This window comes from Streptomyces sp. NPDC003697, assembly GCF_053587115.1.
The window spans coordinates 29246-48381 of the sequence record NZ_JBSFNN010000016.1 but is presented as its reverse complement, the minus strand read 5'-3'; the positions used below and the strand labels follow the sequence as shown (position 1 = coordinate 48381).

The 19136-nt window shown below is 72.2% G+C and carries 18 protein-coding genes and 2 pseudogenes; 13 read left to right on the top strand and 7 right to left on the bottom strand.

Going from position 1 to position 19136, the window contains the following annotated elements:
- Nucleotides 1-20: 20 nt before the first annotated feature.
- Entirely contained in the window at nucleotides 21-578 is a 558-nt protein-coding gene (locus ACWDNY_RS09440; protein ID WP_451645135.1) for a L,D-transpeptidase, read from the top strand.
- Nucleotides 579-588: 10 nt separating this feature from the next.
- On the opposite strand, the gene ACWDNY_RS09435 is transcribed toward ACWDNY_RS09440, so the two are convergent.
- Both ACWDNY_RS09435 and ACWDNY_RS09430 read right to left on the bottom strand, forming a co-directional pair.
- A complete protein-coding gene (locus ACWDNY_RS09435) occupies nucleotides 589-792 on the bottom strand; it encodes a DUF397 domain-containing protein (RefSeq protein WP_451645133.1) in 204 nt (67 codons plus the stop codon).
- Nucleotides 789-1601 (bottom strand): helix-turn-helix domain-containing protein, encoded by an 813-nt coding sequence (locus tag ACWDNY_RS09430; RefSeq protein ID WP_451645132.1) that lies wholly within the window; start codon nucleotides 1599-1601, stop codon nucleotides 789-791. Before ACWDNY_RS09430 ends, ACWDNY_RS09435 begins: the two co-directional genes overlap by 4 nt.
- 267 nt (nucleotides 1602-1868) lie before the next feature.
- Here ACWDNY_RS09430 and ACWDNY_RS09425 point away from each other — a divergent pair, with 267 nt between their 5' ends.
- Entirely contained in the window at nucleotides 1869-2987 is a 1119-nt protein-coding gene (locus tag ACWDNY_RS09425) for an ADP-ribosylglycohydrolase family protein (RefSeq protein ID WP_451645131.1), read from the top strand.
- 20 nt (nucleotides 2988-3007) lie between these two features.
- On the opposite strand, the pseudogene ACWDNY_RS09420 reads toward ACWDNY_RS09425, so the two are convergent.
- From ACWDNY_RS09420 to ACWDNY_RS09405, 4 genes and pseudogenes are all read right to left on the bottom strand, one after another.
- Nucleotides 3008-4080: pseudogene (locus tag ACWDNY_RS09420) on the bottom strand (sodium:solute symporter family transporter).
- A gap of 309 nt (nucleotides 4081-4389) precedes the next feature.
- Nucleotides 4390-4581, bottom strand: coding sequence for a DUF397 domain-containing protein (locus tag ACWDNY_RS09415; protein WP_451645130.1), 192 nt, complete (start codon nucleotides 4579-4581; stop codon nucleotides 4390-4392).
- Between the two features lie 267 nt (nucleotides 4582-4848).
- On the bottom strand, nucleotides 4849-5709 hold the full coding sequence (locus ACWDNY_RS09410) for a helix-turn-helix domain-containing protein (protein ID WP_451645129.1): 861 nt from the start codon (nucleotides 5707-5709) through the stop codon (nucleotides 4849-4851).
- A 462-nt stretch (nucleotides 5710-6171) separates the two neighbouring features.
- Nucleotides 6172-6924, bottom strand: a complete 753-nt coding sequence (locus ACWDNY_RS09405) for a GOLPH3/VPS74 family protein (protein WP_451645128.1) — start codon at nucleotides 6922-6924, stop codon at nucleotides 6172-6174.
- Between the two features lie 378 nt (nucleotides 6925-7302).
- Here ACWDNY_RS09405 and ACWDNY_RS09400 point away from each other — a divergent pair, with 378 nt between their 5' ends.
- The gene (locus tag ACWDNY_RS09400) at nucleotides 7303-10122 is read left to right on the top strand and encodes a D-alanyl-D-alanine carboxypeptidase (RefSeq protein ID WP_451645127.1); all 2820 of its coding nucleotides are present in this window, start codon (nucleotides 7303-7305) and stop codon (nucleotides 10120-10122) included.
- 186 nt (nucleotides 10123-10308) lie between these two features.
- Nucleotides 10309-12246: an MFS transporter gene (locus ACWDNY_RS09395; protein WP_451645126.1), complete on the top strand. Its 1938-nt coding sequence runs from the start codon at nucleotides 10309-10311 to the stop codon at nucleotides 12244-12246.
- Between the two features lie 52 nt (nucleotides 12247-12298).
- Here ACWDNY_RS09395 and ACWDNY_RS09390 read toward each other — a convergent pair whose 3' ends face one another.
- Nucleotides 12299-12811 carry a glutathione peroxidase gene (locus tag ACWDNY_RS09390; RefSeq protein WP_451645125.1) on the bottom strand — a complete coding sequence of 171 codons (513 nt, stop codon included), beginning with the start codon at nucleotides 12809-12811 and terminating at the stop codon, nucleotides 12299-12301.
- A 196-nt stretch (nucleotides 12812-13007) separates the two neighbouring features.
- Between ACWDNY_RS09390 and ACWDNY_RS09385 the strand changes: the two genes are divergently transcribed.
- From ACWDNY_RS09385 to ACWDNY_RS09345, 9 genes and pseudogenes are all read left to right on the top strand, one after another.
- Nucleotides 13008-13412 carry a hypothetical protein gene (locus ACWDNY_RS09385; protein WP_451645124.1) on the top strand — a complete coding sequence of 135 codons (405 nt, stop codon included), beginning with the start codon at nucleotides 13008-13010 and terminating at the stop codon, nucleotides 13410-13412.
- A gap of 131 nt (nucleotides 13413-13543) precedes the next feature.
- A complete protein-coding gene (locus ACWDNY_RS09380; protein WP_451645123.1) occupies nucleotides 13544-13900 on the top strand; it encodes a DUF1330 domain-containing protein in 357 nt (118 codons plus the stop codon).
- A 117-nt stretch (nucleotides 13901-14017) separates the two neighbouring features.
- Nucleotides 14018-14386 carry a hypothetical protein gene (locus ACWDNY_RS09375; protein ID WP_451645122.1) on the top strand — a complete coding sequence of 123 codons (369 nt, stop codon included), beginning with the start codon at nucleotides 14018-14020 and terminating at the stop codon, nucleotides 14384-14386.
- 172 nt (nucleotides 14387-14558) lie between these two features.
- Entirely contained in the window at nucleotides 14559-15068 is a 510-nt protein-coding gene (locus ACWDNY_RS09370; protein ID WP_345584165.1) for a DinB family protein, read from the top strand.
- Nucleotides 15069-15144: 76 nt separating this feature from the next.
- Nucleotides 15145-15447, top strand: a pseudogene (locus tag ACWDNY_RS09365) (IS982 family transposase); the annotation flags it as partial.
- 272 nt (nucleotides 15448-15719) lie between these two features.
- Nucleotides 15720-16244, top strand: a complete 525-nt coding sequence (locus ACWDNY_RS09360) for a hypothetical protein (protein WP_451645121.1) — start codon at nucleotides 15720-15722, stop codon at nucleotides 16242-16244.
- A gap of 115 nt (nucleotides 16245-16359) precedes the next feature.
- On the top strand, nucleotides 16360-17208 hold the full coding sequence (locus ACWDNY_RS09355; protein WP_451645120.1) for a DUF4097 family beta strand repeat-containing protein: 849 nt from the start codon (nucleotides 16360-16362) through the stop codon (nucleotides 17206-17208).
- A gap of 62 nt (nucleotides 17209-17270) precedes the next feature.
- Nucleotides 17271-18278, top strand: coding sequence for an ATP-binding cassette domain-containing protein (locus ACWDNY_RS09350; RefSeq protein ID WP_451645119.1), 1008 nt, complete (start codon nucleotides 17271-17273; stop codon nucleotides 18276-18278).
- Nucleotides 18275-19066: an ABC transporter permease gene (locus tag ACWDNY_RS09345; RefSeq protein ID WP_451645118.1), complete on the top strand. Its 792-nt coding sequence runs from the start codon at nucleotides 18275-18277 to the stop codon at nucleotides 19064-19066. Before ACWDNY_RS09350 ends, ACWDNY_RS09345 begins: the two co-directional genes overlap by 4 nt.
- The last annotated feature ends 70 nt before the right edge of the window (nucleotides 19067-19136 follow it).

Below are 19136 nucleotides of genomic sequence, written 5' to 3'. Positions count from 1 at the left end.
AGCTGAGGAGATGCGTGCCCGTGCCTGCCCGAATACCTTCGTGGGCCTGGGTCAGCGGTCTGACCCTCGGGGCGGTCGCCGCGGTCACCGCTCTGGCGGTGCAGGCCGGCCAGGGACCGCATCCCACGGCCTCGGCCCGGCCGAAGCCGTCCACGTCCGCGAGCGCGCATCCCAAGCCGAAGCCGCCCGCACCGCCCGCGGTGCCCGCCGGCTCCGGTGCCGGGCGGCGGATCGTCTACTCCCTCGGGCAGCACCGGGTGTGGCTGGTGGACGCGGGCGACGCCGCCTCCCGCACCTTCGTCGTCTGGCCGGGCACGGTGAGCCCCGACCCCGGCACCTACACGGTCTCGAAACGACGCGACTCGACGACCGGCTCCGACGGGGTGGCGATCGAGCACATCGTGTACTTCGCCGCCAAGTCCGGCCTGTCGATCGCGTTCTCCAACGCCGTCGACGGCGCCTCGCCGCCGGCCCCCGCCGCGGGCACGCAGACCAGCGGCATCCGCATGCCCAAGGCCGACGGGACGGAGCTGTGGACGTTCGCCACCGGGGGCACGCCGGTCACCGTGGTGAAGTAGCGGCGCCGCCTCAGGCGGAGTGACCGGTGAACCGGACGAACGCCGTCCAGGAGGCGTCCGTGAACGCCAGGCGGGCGCGGTCCCGGTCCTTGGAGTCGCGGACGTGGACGGTGCAGGGGCAGGGGGATATGGCGACCTCAACGCACTCAGGGCCGTCATTGCTGCTGTAGCTGCTCTTGAACCACTTCAGCGCGGAACCGTTCGCGGAGGTCATGTCTCTTCTCCCATGACTTTCTCGATGAAGGCCAGCGACTCCCGCGGCGGGAGGGCCTGCGCCCGGATCATTCCATAGCGCATTTCCATGATCTGAACCTCCCGAGGGTCGCTGATCACGCGGTTGTGGAGCTGGGCCTCCGAGTGCCCCAGTGTCTTACCGTCCCGGAGTTTCAGCACCTGGAGTGAGCCGCCCATCCCTGCGTGGTCTTCACGGTCCGTGGGCATCACCTGGATCGCGACGTGCCGTAACCGGCCCACTTCCAGAAGGTGTTCGAGTTGCCGTCGCAGCACCGTCCGGCCCCCGATCGGCCGCCGCAGCGTCACCTCCTCCTGCACGAACGTGATCTGCGGCCGCGGCACCCGGTCGAAGACCGCCTTCCGTGCCGTTCGCGCGGCGACGTGCCGCTCGATCTCGTCTTCCGTGTACGCGGGCCGTCGCATGGCGTACAACGCCTGGGCGTATTCAGGAGTCTGCAGCAGCCCGTGGACGTGGTGGCTGGCGTAGGCCCCCAACTCCACCGCCTCGTCCTCCAGCTTGGCCAGGTCCCGGACCTTCTTCGGGTACCGCGCCCGCTCCACGTCCTCCTTCATCGCGGAGAGCTTGCCGCCCGCGCCGAGCGCCTCGTCGGCCCGGTCGAGGAAGTCCGGCTTCGGGATCCGGCGCCCGCGCTCCACCGACGAGACCATGTCGTCGCCGTACCCGATCGCGGCCCCGAGTTCCGCCTGCTTCAGCCCGGCGGCCTCCCGCCACATCCTGATCTGCCGGCCGACCGTCCTGAGGACGACCTCGGCCTCCTCGTCCTCCATGGCTTGCCCTCCCGACGGCGTACGGGCGCCGGAGGACTGCGCCCCGCGCCCGCACCGTCACGTTGCGTGCGGTAGTGATCGCTGCTCAGCGTAGGGACGAATGGCGACTCCGGGTGACATGAGCCGGAAACTGACCTTACTGATCGGCTCCCGGACGGCCGACCGTCGCCGCCCGGACCGTTCCGATGCGGTCCGTGAACAGACCGTTCCCGTTCGATTACAGTGCTCAACTGGCGTACGTGCGGACGGTGCCGTGAGGAGGACTGGGTGGGCTCGACGTCCGGTGCCGTCTGGGGCCGTACCGAACAGCAGGACTTCCGCAGCCGGGTGCGCGGCACGTTGCTGGGCGTGGCCGTCGGGGACGCCCTGGGGGCGCCCGTGGACCGGCTGGACCTGCCCGCCGTACGTGAGGCGTACGGGGCCGACGGGCTGCTCGACCTGGCCCCCGCCTACGGGCGCCGCGGGGCCGTCACGCACTTCACGCAGCTGACCCTCTTCTCCGTCGACGGCCTGATACGGGCCCAGGTGCGCCGGGACAGCGGAGCCTGGCACCCGCCGACCGACCTGCACCGGGCCTACCTCCGCTGGGCCGCCACACAGCGGGACTGGGGGCCCGACGAGCGCCGCAAGGAGGACGGCTGGCTGGCCCGCGAGGAGTGGCTCTACGCCCGCCGCGACCCGGACCGGACCCTGCTGCTCGGCCTCGGGGACGAGACGATGGGCACGCTGGAGGTGCCCAAGAACCCGGGTGCCGACGGCCCCGAGGCGGCGGCCCGCTCCGCCCCCTTCGGCCTGCTCGTCGGCTGGGAGCCGAACCTGGTGGTGCAGCTCGCCGTGGAGTGCGCGGCGCAGACCCACGGCCATCCCGTCGCCTGCCTGGCGGCGGGCGCGTACGCGGTGATCGTGCACGCCCTGGCTCGCGGGGACGGTCTCGACGGCGCCGTGCAGAAGGCGCTGGCGCTGCTGGCCGTACGCCCCGGACACCAGCCGGTGTCGGAGGCGCTGCAGCAGGCGCTGGGCGCGGTCCGGCAGGGCCTGCCGCACCCGGGCCGGGTGGAGGAGCTGGCGGGGGAGGGGACGGCGGCGGGCCTGCTGGCCGTCGCCGTGTACTGCGCGCTGGTCGGGGAGGACGTGCGGCACGGCCTGTGCCTGGCGGTGAACCAGAGCGGGCCGTCGGGCGCGGCGGGCGCCCTCACCGGCGGCCTGCTGGGCGCCCTGCACGGCGAAACGGCCCTCCCGCCGGCCTGGCTGGCCGAGCTGGAGGGCCGTCCCACGGTGCTGCTCCTCGCGGACGACTTCGCCATGGAGATGACCCAGGGCCCCGCGCTGCACACCCCGGCGGCATCGTCCCCGGGCTGGCTGGCCCGCTACCCGCGGGAAGCATAGGGGGCGGGCCGGAGGACGCTTCAGTCCTTCGCCGTCAGCCCCACCGCGTCGTCTCCCGCCGCGGCCGGGGCGGGCACCGCCACCGCCGCCGAGTCGTCGTCCGTGTTCACCCGCTCGATGACCGCCAGCCGCTCCGGCATGTCCTCCGGCTTCACGAAGCCGATGACGATGTACAGCACCAGCGACGCCGCCGACGGCACCGACACCTGGTACTGCAGCGGCCCCCCGCCGTCGACGCTCCAGTTGACCGGGTAGTTCACCAGCCAGAAGGCCAGCAGGCCCGTCGCCCAGCTGGTGAGTGCGGCCGTCGGCCCCGACCGCCGGAACGGACGCAGCAGCCCCAGCATCATCGGGATGGCGATCGGCCCCATCAGACCGGCGACCCACTTGATGACGACCGTGATGATGTCCTTGAACGTCGGCGAGTCGACCTGGGTCGCCACGGCCATCGACAGCCCGAGGAACACCACCGTCGTCTCCCGGGCCGCGACGAGCCCGCTGCGTTCGCCCCGATGTGCCGGTCGCCGAGTTCGAGCAGCACCGCGACGAACATCGAGACACCGGCCAGCAACTGGATGACGAACTGCCCCAGTTCGGTCAGTGCGTCCGCCCACAGGCCGCCGATCGTGCAGTAGATCGCCGTGATCACACCGGTGACGAGGATGCCCTGGTTGAGCGAGACCCCGGTGAAGACGGACAGCGGCGTCGCGATCGCCGCCCACTTGGCGCCCACGTCGACGATCTTCAGCAGCATGCCGGACCAGGCGAGCGCCTGCTGGGTGGAGACGTTGTAGCGGTTCTTCAGGTACTCGAGGGGGGAGGCCACGTGGAGACGGGACCGCAGCCGGTTGATCCGCGGGGCGAACAGCCGCGCCCCGATGGCGATGCCGAGCGCGATGGGGAAGGACCAGGTGACGAAGGAGGTGACGCCGTAGGTGTAGGCGATGCCCGCGTACCCGGTGAACATCACCGCGCTGCAGCCCGACATGTGGTGCGAGATGCCGGGCAGCCACCAGGGCATCTTGCCGCCCGCGGTGAAGAAGTCGCTCACGTTGTTTACGCGCTTGTGCGGCCAGACGCCGATCGCGTCCATCAAGCTGAAGTAGCCGGAGCGGGCGCCGAACGGCCGGGGGCGTGCGGCCGGGCAGCGTGCGGCCGGCCCCGGCGCGGCGGCCGCGCCGGGCGGCCGGGGGCGGGCAGGAGGCGAGCCCCCTCGGCGAGGACGGCGGACTCGTCGAGGGGGCTCTTGGTGTGCTGTCTGTGAAGTTGTGGTTCGTGGAAGTTGTGGTGCGTGCTCCTGCCGCCCGGCCCGGAGGCCGCGCCGGCGGACGAGCCCGGCCGGGCGCGCCGGGCCGTGCCGCGCGGCGCGGCCCCGCGCCGGGGCCGCGGGCCCCTTCGGGCCTCAGGCCCTGATCGACGTCACGAACGCGTTCCACGCGTCGGCGGGGAAGGCCAGCACAGGGCCCTCGGGAACCTTGGAGTCCCGGACCGCCATGGCCGCGACCACCGGTGACTTGACCTCGACGCATGCGCCGTTGCCCGTGGAGTACGAGGACTTGGTCCACGTGTCCGTGGCGCCCTGACGAATTGCCATTTCCGCTCCGCATTGCCAGTTGTTGAGTTGCTGTCACCGCACGACGCGTTCGGCTGGAACCCACAGCGCGGTTTGCGCCAACGTTGTTGCTCGATGGCGTGATCGACGCTACTCGCCAACTCCGACCTGCGAAGAGACGATTCACTCGACCGGATGGCATATTCCAGAGCGGTCTTCCGCCCCGACCCGGCGGCGGTGTACTGTGCGGCACCCTGCCGTCGGGGACCCGGTGTTGGGCTGCTCAAGCCCCCGTCGAGGAGTCGCAGCTCAGCGGCCGGCGTACTCCTTCGCGATCTCCGCGATGAACTGGCGCGACTGCTCCACGTTCAGGGCCTGCGCCCGCAGGTGCTCGTACATCACGCTGTACTTCTGGACGTCGTTCGCCTTCTCCAGGTACAGGTCGCTGGTGACGCCCTCGATGTAGACGACGCTGGAGTCGGCCGCGTCCGGGAACTCCAGGATGGCGTACTGGCCGTTGAGACCCGGGTGCGCGCCCATGTCGAACGGGATGACCTGCACGGTCACGTGCGGCAGCTGCGACTGCTCGACGAGGTGCTCGAGCTGCTCCCGCATCAGGGCGCGGTTGCCGACCTCCCGGCGCAGCGCGGCCTCGTCCAGGACGGTCCACAGGCGCAGCGGGTTCTCGGCGGCGGAGATTCGTTCCTGCCGCCGCATCCGGACCTGGACGCGCTTCTCGATGTCCGCGGGCGCCGTCTCCGGCAGCGCCCCCGCGATCAGCGCCTCCGCGTACTGGCGGGTCTGCAGCAGACCGGGGACCACCTGCGGGTCGTACACCCTCAGGCTGGCCGCGTCCGTCTCCAGGCCGATGTAGACGCTGTACGGGATGTCGCCGAAGGAGTGCCACCAGCCCTGCTGGCGCGAGTCCTTGGCCATCTGCATCAGCGACTCGACGACCCGGTGGTCCTCCACCTCGTACACCCCGCACAGGTCACGCACGTCGCGCTGGCTGATGCTGCGCCGGCCGTTCTCCAGGCGGCTGATCTTCGACTGCGACACCAGCAGCCGCTCGGCCACCTCCTCGGCCGTCATGCCCTTGAGCTCGCGGAGCCTGCGCAGCTCCTGGCCCAGCCGGCGTCGCCTGACGGTGGGATTGACATTGGACGCCACGGGACGTGCACCTCCGGCTGCGTGCCTCTACTTTGCGTATCTGCTGGTGAGCAGATTGCCACCAGAGTGCTTCCTACCGCTGGGAAACGCCGGATATGCGCCGGGCGACCGGCGGTCCGTGGGTCCGCGCCCCGGACGCCCGGGCCCCGTGGGTCCCGCGCACGGCCACGGGTCCGTTCGGCACGGGGTGCGGCCGCTGGGTTCGTTCGGTGTCGCGCGCGGCCGGTTCCCGCACGGCCCCAGGCCGATTCGGGTACCGCGCGCGGTCAGGGGCCCCGTTCGGTGCCGCACACGGCATACGTCCGGGCGGGGTGGCGAGACCGTGCGGTCTGGCCACCCCGCCGGGACCAGCGGCTCCCGTACCGGGGGTCCGGGGACCACGGTGCGGCGCCGGGTGGTGCGCTGTCCTGCCGGGCGGACCGTGGCGTGAGCTTCCGGCGCGCCGGGCCGCCGCGCCGCGGCTCAGTGGGCCACGGCACGCGCCATGGATCCCCGGCGCGGCTGCATCGGAACACCGCGCGCGGCTTCCGTCGCCGGCCCGGCTCCCGCGGTCTGGCGGGCGGCCGGCCCCGGGCTGCGGCGCGGCTGCGCCCCCGCGCCGTTCTGGACGTCCATCACGGCGTGCGCCACGAGGCCGCCCATGGGGTCGTGCCGGATCAGGTCCCGCAGCCGGGAACGGGACGAGCGTCCCTCGTTGCCCGGGTACAGGTGCTTGCCGAGCCCGACCGCGTGCGCCAGCGCGGCGAGCGCCGCCGTCCGCGGGTCCGGCGGCACGCCGGTGCGGATCGCGTTGTCCAGCCGGGACCTGATCTCCCGGCTGATGGCCGTGTCCGTGGCCTGGTAGCGAGTGGTCGGCAGCACTCCGCACATCTGGCCGGGCACGGCGGCGACCATGCCGCACCGCTCCAGATGCGAGAGGTAGGTCTGGCGCAACCCCAGACGCGGCCCGCCGATCCAGTGGACCGCCCGTACCGGAGCGCCACGCCTTCGCAGCAACTCCAACGCGCAGTCCAGAGTTGGATCTCCTGTCGGCCGTGGCACCACCACGGCGATACGATCCCCGTCTGGGGCTATCCGTCCGGCCAGCGCCAGCTCCACTAGCTGTGCTCCGGCCAGACCGAGGTCGAGCGACTGCGGCTGCGCAGTGGTACCCGTGGTCGGGTCCAGTGCCAGCAGCAGAAGCTCCTCCGGAATTGTTCTGCGGCTCCTGCCCATCCATGCCTCCCCGCGTGGATGAATGACAGGGTGACCCCTCTCACATTGGTCTGTCGAGGGTGCGTGACCGGTTCGTAAGGGAACCGGCAGGTATGTCGTTCTCGTCTACCGCTTGGGTTCGGCCCGCGTCACAGGACACTGGTACATGGTTCGGACAGCGGTACGGCCGTCGGGGTCAGGCCCCGTGGTCCGGGCGGCAGTTCACGGTTCGGTAGCCGCACGCGGGGCGTGCGGCGCGAGGAGGAGGCATCGGTGGCGGGCGAGTCCCCCGAGAGGTCGAAGCAGCGCGAGTCGTCGGCGGAACCGGCGTCCGGGAGCGCGGCTCCGGTTCCCGAGACGAGGGACGAGGCGCGCGGGGCGCGCGATCCTCGGCTCTCCATGACGGGGAAGTCCGGCGCGGGCGCGAGCCGGTCCGGCGGCGACACGGCGACGAAGGTGCTGTCGGTGCCGACGCCGGCGAAGGGCGGCCGGGACGCCGAGGACGCCGAGGACGCCGAGGACGCTGGAAACGCCGGAGACGCGGCTGCCGGCAGTGGTGACGCCGACGACGCGGCCGGGGCGACCCGGAAGGGCGGCCCGGCGAGGGAGGGCGGCGCGGCCGGGGACGAGTCCGGTGACGCGGGCGCCGGCCCGGAGGGCCAGGACGCGCCGGACACCGCCGGTGAGGCCGGCTCCGGTGAGGGCGACCGCGACCGCGACGGCGGCGAGGCCCGCCCGGGGGCCGGGGGCCTCGGGGACGCCCGCCTGCGCGCCGCCGTGGCCGCCTGGGTCAACTCCGCGGACACCAAGGGCTCCACGGATTCCGACGAGGGCTCCACGGACGCCGGTGCGGACGGCGCCGAGGAGACCACCGACGTCCGGGACGAGGCCGAGGGGGCCTCCGGCGCCGGTACGAAGAGCGCGGCGGACGACGCGTCGAAGGCCGCGGACGAGCGCGCCCGGGCGGCGGACCCGGATGCCGGGGACGCGCGGGACGAGGGCAGCACCGGGACCACCGGGGGCTCCGGCAGGAACGCGACCGAGGCCGACGAGATCTCCACCGGGACGTCGGCGATTCCGGCGCCGGGAACCGCCGCCGCCTCCAAGACCGCGGCCGACCCGCAGGTGTCCGGCGAGCTGAAGGACAGCGACGACGCGGCCACCCTCCGGGACAGGGCGGCGCCCGGCGACGGCAGGCGCACGGAGGCCACCGACCGGAACGGTTCGGCCACCGGTGTCGCCGCGGCCGGCCCGGAAGCCGACGCCGCCCCGCGACTCGCGTCCGACCCCGCCGGCCAGGACCGCCTCCCGGACGGCAGCCGGAAGCACGACCGGAAGCCCGACGAGGACGAGGACCAGCACCACGGCCGGGGCGACCGCGAGGAAGCGCGCGACGGTGAAGGCGCCGACGAGAGCACCGGCGCGGCCGGCCGCGGCTCCGGCGCCGAGCGCCCCGTGGACCAGCCCACCACGATGCTGAAGCTGGGCCCCGCCGCCAGGCCGCCGGTCGACCAGCCGACCACGATGCTGAAGCTGGGCGGCGCGGCCAGGTCCTCCGGGAAGCAGGCACCGGAGACCCCGAAGGAGGCACCGGAGTCCCCGGAGCAGGCACCCGAGCCCTCCGAGCGGACCTCCGAGTCCTCGAAGAAGACTCCCGAGCCTTCGAAGAAGACGCCCGAGCCCACGAAGCAGGCACCCGGGTCCCCGAAGCGCACCCCCGAGCCCTCGAAGCAGGCACCCGGGTCCGAGACCGCCGCCGAGCGCACCAGCAGGTTCGTCGCGCTGAAGCCGCTCGACGCCCCGGCGACCCGGAAGCCGAAGTCCGGCACCACCGGTCCCGGCGCCCCCGCCGGCACCGCGGGTCCCGCCGTCCCCGCCGACGCCACGCGGCCCGTCCCGCAGCTCGGCCCCGAGCGCACCACCCAGCAGCCGCTGCCGCCGAAGCCGCCGCTCGACCTGCTGGCCGAGCTGACGAACACTCCGCCGCCCCCGCCCACCCCGCTGCGCACCTTCGTACGCCGCGTCAAGATCTGGACGCCGCTGGTCCTTCTGCTGGTGGTCGTCTTCGCGGTCGTACAGACTCTGCGGCCGCTGCCGGCGCCCACCCTGGACCTCACGGCCGAGGAGACGTACACGTTCGACGGGGGCAAGGCGGACCTCCCTTGGCCGTCCGACGGGCAGGGCGCCCTCGACGTCCAGGGCATCGGCACGTTCGGCTCCTCCGGCGACCAGAAGCCGGCGCCCATCGCGAGTGTCGCGAAGGTGATGACGGCCTACCTGATACTGCGGGACCACCCGCTGAAGGACGGCGACGGCGAGAAGATCAAGGTGGACGAGCCCGCCGAGCGGCAGGCGACCAACGACGGCGAGTCGACGGTCAAGGTGCACGCCGGTGACACCATCACCCAGAAGGAGGCCCTGGAGGGCGTCCTGATCGCGTCCGCGAACAACGTGGCCCGGTTGCTCGCGCGGTGGGACTCCGGCTCCGAGAAGGCGTTCGTCGGCAAGATGAACGACGCGGCCAAGGGGCTCGGGATGACGAACACGACGTACACCGACCCCTCGGGCCTGGAGAAGACGACGGTCAGCACGGCCGTGGACCAGGTGAAGCTGGCCAAGGCGGCGATGAAGGACCCCTCCTTCCGCGACATCGCCAAGATGATGGAGTACGTCGACTACAAGGGCGCCAAGCACCCCAACTGGAACCGCCTGGTGGGCTCCAACGGCGTCATCGGCATCAAGACCGGCACCACCACGGCCGCCGGCGGCAACCTGGTGTTCGCGGCCACCAAGAAGGTCGGCGACGACACGAAGACCGTCGTCGGCGCGGTGCTCAGCCAGGGCCCGGGCGGTGAGGACAACACCATCCTCAGCGGCGCCCTGGACGCGGCCGACAAGCTGATCCGCGCCGCCCAGGACGCGCTGAAGCCGGCCACGATCCTGAAGAAGGGCGACGTCGTCGGATACGTCGACGACGGGCTCGGCGGCCGGACCCCGGTCGCCGTCACCGAGGACGTCACCGCCGTCGGCTGGGCCGGACTGCGGGTGAAGCTGTCGTTCGCCTCCGACCGGGTGCCGCACGTGGCGAAGCCCGGCACCAGGGTCGCCACGCTCACCGTCGGCGACGGCGGCACCAGCGGCGCCGTCCAGGTCCCCGTCGCCCTGACGAAGGACCTCGTCGAGCCGGCCTGGACGGACAAGCTGACCCGGGTCGGCTGACCCGCGCCACCCCGCCCCGCCCAGGGAACCCCACCCGGGAGTCCCTGGGCGGGGTGCGTGCTAGCGTCGCGAACCGGGGCACGCCGCCGGTCGCGGAGGGCGGCCGGGGGAACGACAGGGAAAGCGGCCGGGAAGAGCACACGAAGCGACCGAGAACAGAAGACGGGACACGGGGAGTGCCTTCAGGTGGCCACTGCGGAGCCGACACGCGCGGACGACGCCGATCCGGACCCGGGCACCGGGCCGCGAATACGCCCGCCCGCCCCTGACGGCAGCGGCGCCGGCGACGGCGCCGACCCGGCCGGCGGCACCGGCCGGAGCGGCCACGGGGAGAGTGGGGAGCGACAGCGGCGCGGCGGTGTCCGGGCCGCCGTCATGGCCGCGCGGGAGCGGATGCTGCGGCACCCCGTCCTCTCGGTGACCGCCCTCGCCGGCATGCTCCACCTCGTCTGGTTCTTCACCTTCGCGAACAGCGGCGGCGACCTCGCGGCGCAGGACGCCTGGGCGGAGTTCGTCGGCCGGCACCCCGACTCGGCCTACAACCTCGCCTGGTACGGCGGCATGCACCCGGTGTCGTACAGCGTGGTGTCGCCGTACCTGATGTCCGTCCTCGGCGTCCGGACGACCATGATGGTCGCCGGGACGGCGTCCGCCGGTCTGCTGACGCTGCTCCTCATCCGCACCCTGCCGCACCCCCGGCGCCGCCCGGACGTGGACACCTCCGGGGTGCGCAACCCGCTGTGGGCCGCGCTGGCGGGCGTGTTCGGGCTGCTGTGCAACGCGCTCTCGGGCCGCGTGACGTTCGGCCTGGGCACGATGTTCGCGCTGGGCGCGGTCGCGGCCGTCTTCTGCTGGCCCCACCGCTGGCGCTTCAAACGGTGGGCCAAGGCCCTCGTGGCGGCCCCGCTGGCCGCGCTCGCCACCATGGCGTCGCCCGTGGCGGGCCTGTTCGTCGGCTTCGTCGCGGTGGCGCTGTTCCTGCAGAAGCGCCGCCCGGGCGCCTGGGCGCTTGGCCTGGCGCCGGCCGCGGTGGTGGCGGTCGCCGCCTGGCTGTTCCCCTTCTCGGGCACCCAGCCGATGTCCTTCGGCTCGGTGATCCTGCCCCTGCTGTACTCGGTGCTCGCGCTCGTCCTGGTGCCGAAGCAGTGGCTGACGCTCCGGCTGACGGCCGCCGTCTACGGTCTGTCCGTCGTCCTCGTGTGGCTCATCAGCTCCCAGATCGGCTCGAACATCACCCGGCTGGCGATGCTCTTCGGCGGGGTCGCTCTGGTCGCGGCGCTGCCGTACGCCGCGCCGCGCTCACGCAAGTGGTACGCGATCGTGCTGGCCTTCGCCGGCTTCGTCGGATGGATCGGCTACAAGTCGGCCGACGACATCGTGAACACCACGCCCCGGGCGTCCTGGGCGCGCGAACTGGCGCCGCTCGTCAACGAGCTCCAGGTGATCGGCGCGGAGAAGGGCCGCGTCGAGGTGGTTCCCGCCCGCTCGCACCGCGAGGCCTCCGCGCTGGCGCCGTACGTCAACCTGGCCCGCGGCTGGAACCGCCAGGCCGACATGGAACGCAATCCGCTCTTCTACGACGACACGCTCAACTCCGCCAACTACCACGAGTGGCTGCGGCGGTGGGCCGTCCACTACGTGGTGCTGCCCAAGGACGACCCGGACGGCGACGGGGGCGAACGCGAACGCGAGCTCGTGCAGCGGGGCATGCCCTACCTGGAGCAGGTCTGGGGCGACGCCAACTGGCGGTTGTTCCGGGTGATCGACCCGACCCCGCTCGCCGAGCCCGACGCCGTCGTCGACCGCGCCGAGCAGGGCGAGATGACCCTGGAGGTGAAGAGGGCCGGCCGCGTCCTCATCCGCATCCCCTACTCGCCGTGGCTGAGCCTGGTCGACGAGCAGGGCAGGAGCCTGGAGGCCCCGCAGGAGACCGACGCCTCCAGGCACCGGGCCGAGGACGGGCCGAAGACGTACGAGAACGTCAACGGCTGCCTGACGGAGACCGAGCAGGACGAGATGGGCGACCGGTGGACGATGCTGGTCGCGCCGCGGGCGGGCACGTACCGACTGGCCGCGCCGTACCAGCTCCCGCGCGGTACGCCGTGCCCCGACGAGCTGAAGTGACCCCGCCGCCCGGCGGACGGGACCACCCCACGCGCTCGGAGCACCGGAGCCCTCAGGCGGCCAGCTCCTTCTCGACCGCCGCGACGACCTCGGCCGACTCCGGCTCGGTCTGCGGGGAGAAGCGGGCGACGACCTCGCCGTCCCGCCCGATCAGGAACTTCTCGAAGTTCCAGCGGATGTCGCCGACGTGCCCGTCGGCGTCGGCGAAACCGGTGAGACGCTCGTAGAGCGCGTGCCGTCCCTCCCCGTTGACCTCGACCTTCTCTGTCATCGGGAAGGTCACGCCGTACGTCGCCGAACAGAACTCGGCGATCTCCTCCGCGCTGCCCGGCTCCTGCCCGAGGAACTGGTTGCAGGGCACCCCGAGCACGGTGAAGCCCTGCGCGGCATACCGCTCGTGCAGCCGTTCCAGCCCCGCGTACTGCGGGGTCAGCCCGCACTTGGACGCCACGTTGACGACGAGGACGACCCGGCCGGCGTACTGGGCGAGATCCGCGGAACCGCCCTGGAGGGCACCGATCCCCACGTCGAGGGGAGCGGCGCCGTTGCTCTCTGCAGTAGTCATGCCCGGATGCTAACCGCGCCCCCACCCGAACCACCGCCCCACCCGCACAGCCGCGGCGCAAGCCCTGCGCCCGGCCCGGCGGCGTGCGGCGCGGCTCCGGTCCTCGACATCACCCTCCGCCCATGGTTCGTGTACTCGGGTCGAGGTGAGTACGTTCGCTCTGGTCGGCCAGGTCGCGAGCCGCGACGCTCGGCCCATGGAACAGCGACTCGCCCCATCCGTGCGCCGGTTGGCCCCGGCCCTCTTCCTGACCGGAGTGTCACTGGCGCTCTGGGCGGCCTGGCTGGGCTGGGACCAGCAGCGGGACGTGCGGCCCGACGGGTCGACGACCGGTCCGTACGAGGCGTGGCAGGTGATCGGGCTGGTACTCAGCCTGCTCGTACCCGTGTACCGGGTGGCATCCCGGCGCCACTTCGCGAGCGCGGTGCTCGGCACCACGGCCGGCCTGACCGTGGCCGCCTGTGCCGACTGGTCGGACGATGCCAGCGGCCTCTTCATGGTCGGCGTGGGGATGGTCGCGACGGGGAGCCTCGCCGCGACGGCCGCCGTCTCCGCCCTGATCATCTCCGTGGGACGAGACACCCGGCGGATCGAACCCTGACATCACGTCAGTCCGCCCCTGCCGGGCTGCCCACCCCACGGGCACGGCATTACCTCCCGCGTCATCGACCCCGGGCACGGCCCGCGGCCAGGATGGCCGGTGTACGCAGCCCGACGGACCGGGAGGTAGCCATGACCGCCTACGCCATAGCCCACCTGCGTGAGGCCGCTCCGCACGTGGAGATCGCCGAGTACATCGAGCGGATCACGGACACCTTCGAGCCGTACGGCGGCCGCTTCCTGGTGCACGGCACGCCGCACGAGACGAAGGAGGGCGACTGGCCCGGGGCGGTGGTGATGATCGGCTTCCCCTCGGTCGCCGAGGCACGGGCGTGGTGGGACTCGCCCGCCTACCAGGAGATCGCCCCCCTGCGCTCCCGGCACATCCGGGGCGACATCATCCTGGTCGAAGGCGTCCCCGACGGCTACGACCCGACCGGCGTCGCGACGGCCGTCCGGCAGGCGGTGCCCGGTGAGCCTCCGGCGTGAGGACCAGCGGCCGTTCGGCCCGCTCCTGCCTCGTGATCCACTGCTCCCCGTCGACGACTTCGGGGAGGGGCGTCCGTGCTGCGGCAAGGCAGGAGCACAGGAGGGGTCACGCGAGCAGTGGCCGTTGTCGTGGTCACCGTCCTGATGAGCAGTTGCTCGTCGGAGGAACCGGCGCGCTCCAGGGAGCGGCAGGAGGACTACTGCGCCAAGCTGGGATCCTGGCAGGACGCCCGACGAGCCGTGGCGGACGCCGGTGCCGATGACGCACGGAGTGCCCCGTCATCCGAGTCCGACGACGTGGCGTCAGCCGGGCAGGCCGCCATCAGCGCTTCGAGGAGGCTCGGCGGGGACGGCATCGCCGCCGACGGCAGCGACGTCCTGGACGCCACCGTCGCCGCGGTTGCCGGCGACACCGACGCCGAGGGCCGTGCCGTGTCCTACTGCGACGACTCGGGGTTCGAGACCCTGGTCGACTCGGCCGGCTAGGTGATCGATTCCAGGGGGCGGTTGTGGTTACGGTTGAGCGATCAGCCTTTCTGATCCTGTGACTGGTGACCTCCGTGGTGACGGTCAGGTCGGGTTGACGGCCCTCGTCTGGTGACAGTCGACGGGAGCAGATACTGGCCCTGCACGCAGGCACGGATAAGGAGCATGACCAGTGACCAGCGACAGTCGCATAGGACCGCCCAGTTTTGGAAGCGAACGTGACACGCTGCGGGCTTTCCTCGACTACCACCGCGCGACCCTCGCCATGAAGTGCGAAGGGCTTACCGACGAGGAGCTGCGCCAGCAGTCGATGCCGCCGTCCACGCTTTCGTTGCTCGGTTTGGTGCGACACATGGCGGAGGTGGAGCGTGCTTGGTTCCGTCGAGTGTTCGAGGACAACGACGTGCCCCTGGTCTGGTCCGACAAGATCGACTTCCAGGCGGCGTACGACGCGAGCGCGTCGACCAGGGACGAGGCGTTCACAGCCTGGGAGGCCGAGGTGGAGAACTCGCGCCGCATCGAGCGGGAGGCTGAGTCCCTGGACCAGGCTGGGTATCAGCCACGATGGGGCGAGGAGGTCTCGCTGCGGATGGTGATGGTGCACGTGCTCCTGGAGTACGGCCGTCACAACGGGCACGCGGACTTTCTCCGTGAGGGTGTCGACGGGACCGTGGGCGCCTGAGTCCGCAGGAGCCAGATACCGATCTTTTCCGGAGCATCGCCTGCGCGGCTGGAGAGAGGAAACCCAACGTCACTGTGTGAAGACGGAGTTGGACTCCCTCGCCACCGCACTTCATGTGAAGACCGACGATCTGCTGAAGGGATCGCCGCAGTGGGCCCCGTGGCGGCCGGCCGTGGGTATCGCGCTGCGGCTCAGCGACCCGGAGCTGGTGACGCCGGCGATGATGCAAGCCATGTTGGGCTTCACCTCCGAGGCCCGGTGGCTGCGGCACGCCCGCGCTCACCTGCGTCATTTGTTTCCCTACCTGACCCGGCAGCCCGGCTGTAACAAGCGGTTGCGCAAGGCGGCTGATCTGATCCGGCGCCTTACCCGCACGCTGGGGCGTCCCCGCGGTGGCGTCACATGGCACCCCTTGGCGCCGAATGGCGCCATGTGACGTCGCGTAGACGCCACATGGTGCCGGCCAGCGCCCTTGGATGCTCTCCCGTGTTTAGGACGGTCCTTGAGGTGTTGGGTTGATGTCGTCGCGTGCGAAGGGGCGCGAAGGATGCCGGCGCATGTTCCCAGGTAGCGAGCGGGCGCTGCCATGGTGCATCCGGAAACGCCGCTATGTGGCTTGCGGTGGCATCACTGTGGTGCCATGATGGCGCTATGGACCTCACCCCGTATGTCGACGCCCTCCGCCGCGAACTGGCGGTGGCCGCCGAGGCCGGCGGCGACGAAGCCCGCGAGCTGGCCGAGCGACTCACCGCCCCTCTGGAGTCGGCGACCCGGCTCACCCTGCTCAACGTGCTCTCCGCCGCGATGGACGAGATCACCCGCGAACTCGCCCCCGGCTCGGTCGACGTGCGGTTGCGCGGGCTGGACCCCGACTTCGTCGTGACACCGGCGCCGGCCGACGGCGGTGCCCCTGCCGAGCCCGCCGCGCCGGCCGAAGCGCTCGTGGCGCCGCTCTCGGCTCCGGCCGAGGGCGACGAGGGCGGCACCGCCCGCGTCAACCTGCGCCTGCCGGCCCATCTCAAGGCGCGCGCCGAGGAGGCCGCGAGCCGTGAGGGCCTGTCGGTCAACGCCTGGCTGGTGCGCGCGGTGTCGGCCGCGGTCGACGGCGGCAGCCGGCCGCGTACGACGGAGAGGACCCGCACCGTCGGACAGAGCTTCACGGGCTGGGTGCGCTAGCCGCGCCGGCGCCCGCACCACCTCACACCACCCACCTCACACCACCCACCTCACCCCCCCCACATCACGTCCCATCAGCAGGGACGCCCCGAAGACCCAGGAGGACGGGACAGCCATGCCTGCTTTCGACACCCCCGAACCGATCTCGGCCAGCGTGCGCGTGGAGGCCGGATCCATCCAGTTCACCGCGGGCGACCGCCTCGACACCGTCGTCGAGGTACGGCCCCGCGACCCGAAGAAGGAGCAGGACGTACGGGCGGCCGACCAGACCGAGGTCACCTGTGCGAGCGGCGTCCTGACCGTGCGCACGCCCAAGCCCGCGCTGCTCGGCCTCGGCCGCACCGGCACCGTCGACGTGACGGTCGAACTGCCCACCGGCTCGCACGTGGACATGACCGGCGCCTGGGCCCAGGTGTTCGGCGAGGGCCGGCTGGGCGAGGTCCGGGTGAAGACCTCGGCCGGTGACGTCCGCCTGGACACCACCGGCCCGCTGAAGCTGACCGCCTCCCACGGATCGATCACCGTCGACCGGGTCGAGGGCGGGGCGGAGATCACGACCAGTTCCGGGAGCCTGCGCGTCGGCTTCGTCGCCGGTCCCGCCGTCCTGAAGAACTCGCACGGCACCACGACCGTCGGCGCCGCCACCGGCGAGCTGCGGGTGAGCGGTGCCAACGGGGACATCGACATCGCGCGAGCCGAGGAGTCGGTCACCGCCACCACCGCCCACGGCACCCTGCGTGTCGGCGAAGTGGCGCGCGGAACCGTGCAGTTGGAGACCTCCTACGGCGCCATCGACGTCGGCGTCCGCGAGGGCACCGCCGCCTGGCTCGACGTCAGCTCGGGTTCCGGCCAGGTGCGCAACGCCCTCACCGCGTCCGGGGCCCCGGAGGAGAGCGAGGACACCGTGAAGGTCCGCGCCCGCACCCGGTACGGCAACATCGACGTCCGCCGCGCCCGGGCCTGACCGCAGGCCCGACGGTCCGCCCACTCGCCCCAGTCGCCCCACTCCTCGAACGGGAGGGCTCCATGCCTTCGTCTGTCATGTCCACATTCAGACGGGGTGACGGTGGGCAGCCGCCCGCCGCCCTCTCCGCCGTCGGCCTGCGCAAGTCCTACGGCGACAGGACCGTCCTCGACGGCATCGATCTGCGCATCCCCGCCGGGTCCGTGTTCGCGCTCCTCGGGCCCAACGGCGCCGGCAAGACCACCGCCGTGAAGATCCTGTCCACCCTCGTCACCGCCGACGGCGGACAGGCCCAGGTAGCGGGCCACGACATCGCCACGTCACCGGACGAGGTGCGCGCCGCGATCGGTGTCACCGGCCAGTTCTCCGCCGTCGACGGCCTGATCACCGGCGAGGAGAACATGCTCCTCATGGCCGACCTGCACCACCTGCCCAGGCGCGAGGGGCGGCGGGTCGCAGCCGGGCTGCTGGAGCGGTTCGAGCTCACCGACGCCGCGAGGAAACCCGCCTCCACCTACTCCGGCGGCATGAGGCGCCGCCTCGACATCGCCATGACGCTCGTCGGCGACCCGCGCGTCATCTTCCTCGACGAGCCGACCACCGGCCTCGACCCGCGCTCCCGCCACACCATGTGGCAGATCATCCGCGAACTCGTCACCGGCGGCGTCACCGTCTTCCTCACCACGCAGTACCTCCAGGAGGCCGACGAACTCGCCGACCGCGTCGCGGTGCTCGACGGCGGCCGGATCGCCGCCGAGGGCACCGCCGACGAGCTCAAGCGGCTCATCCCCGGCGGCTACGTCCGACTGCGCTTCACCGACCCGTCCGCCTACCGGTCCGCCGCCCTGGCGCTGCGTGAGGCCACCAGGGACGACAAGGCCCTGTCGCTGCGCATCCCCAGCGACGGCACCCAGCGCGAACTGCGCGCCGTCCTCGACCGGCTGGACTCGGCCGGCATCGAGGCGGACGAGCTGACCGTGCGCACCCCCGACCTCGACGACGTGTTCTTCGCCCTGACCGGCTCGACCGTGCCCCGCCGGACCGACCAGCCCAAGGAGGACGCCCGATGAACTCCCTCGCCCTCGCCGTGCGCGACTCGTCCACGATGCTGCGCCGCAACCTCCTGCACGCCCGCCGCTACCCGTCCCTGACACTGAACCTGCTGCTCACGCCGGTCATGCTGCTCCTGCTCTTCGTCTACGTCTTCGGCGACGTGATGAGCGCCGGTATCGGTGACGGGCATGCGGACCGCTCCGAGTACCTCGCCTACCTCGTCCCCGGCATCCTGCTGCTGACCATCGGCGGCACCACGATCGGCAGCGCGGTGTCCGTCTCCACCGACATGGCCGAGGGCATCATCGCCCGCTTCCGCACGATGGCGATCCACCGCGGGGCGGTCCTCGCCGGGCACGTCGCCGGCAGCGTGCTGCAGTGCGTGCTGAGCGTGGTCCTCGTCGGCGCCGTCGCGGTGGCCATCGGATTCCGGTCCACCGACGCCACGGCCCTGGACTGGATCCTGGCGGTGGGGCTGCTGACCCTCGTCTCCCTGGCCCTCACCTGGATCGCGGTCGGGATGGGCCTGTCCAGCCCGAACGCGGAGGCGGCCGGCAACAACGCCCTGCCGCTGATGGTCCTGCCGCTGCTGTCCAGCGCCTTCGTTCCGGTCGGCACCATGCCGGGCTGGTTCCGGCCGATCGCCGAGTACCAGCCGTTCACCCCCGCCGTCGAAACCCTGCGCGGTCTGCTGCTCGGCACCGAGGTCGGGCACAACGGCTGGCTCGCCGTCGCCTGGTGCCTGGCACTGGCCCTGCTCGGCCACCTCTGGTCGAGGTCGCTGTTCGCCCGCGACCCGAAGTAGACGGGCGAACGCGCCGACGTGGTGCCGGAGCGCGCCGCCGTGGTCGGGTACGGAGTGCGGGCCGCGTCTC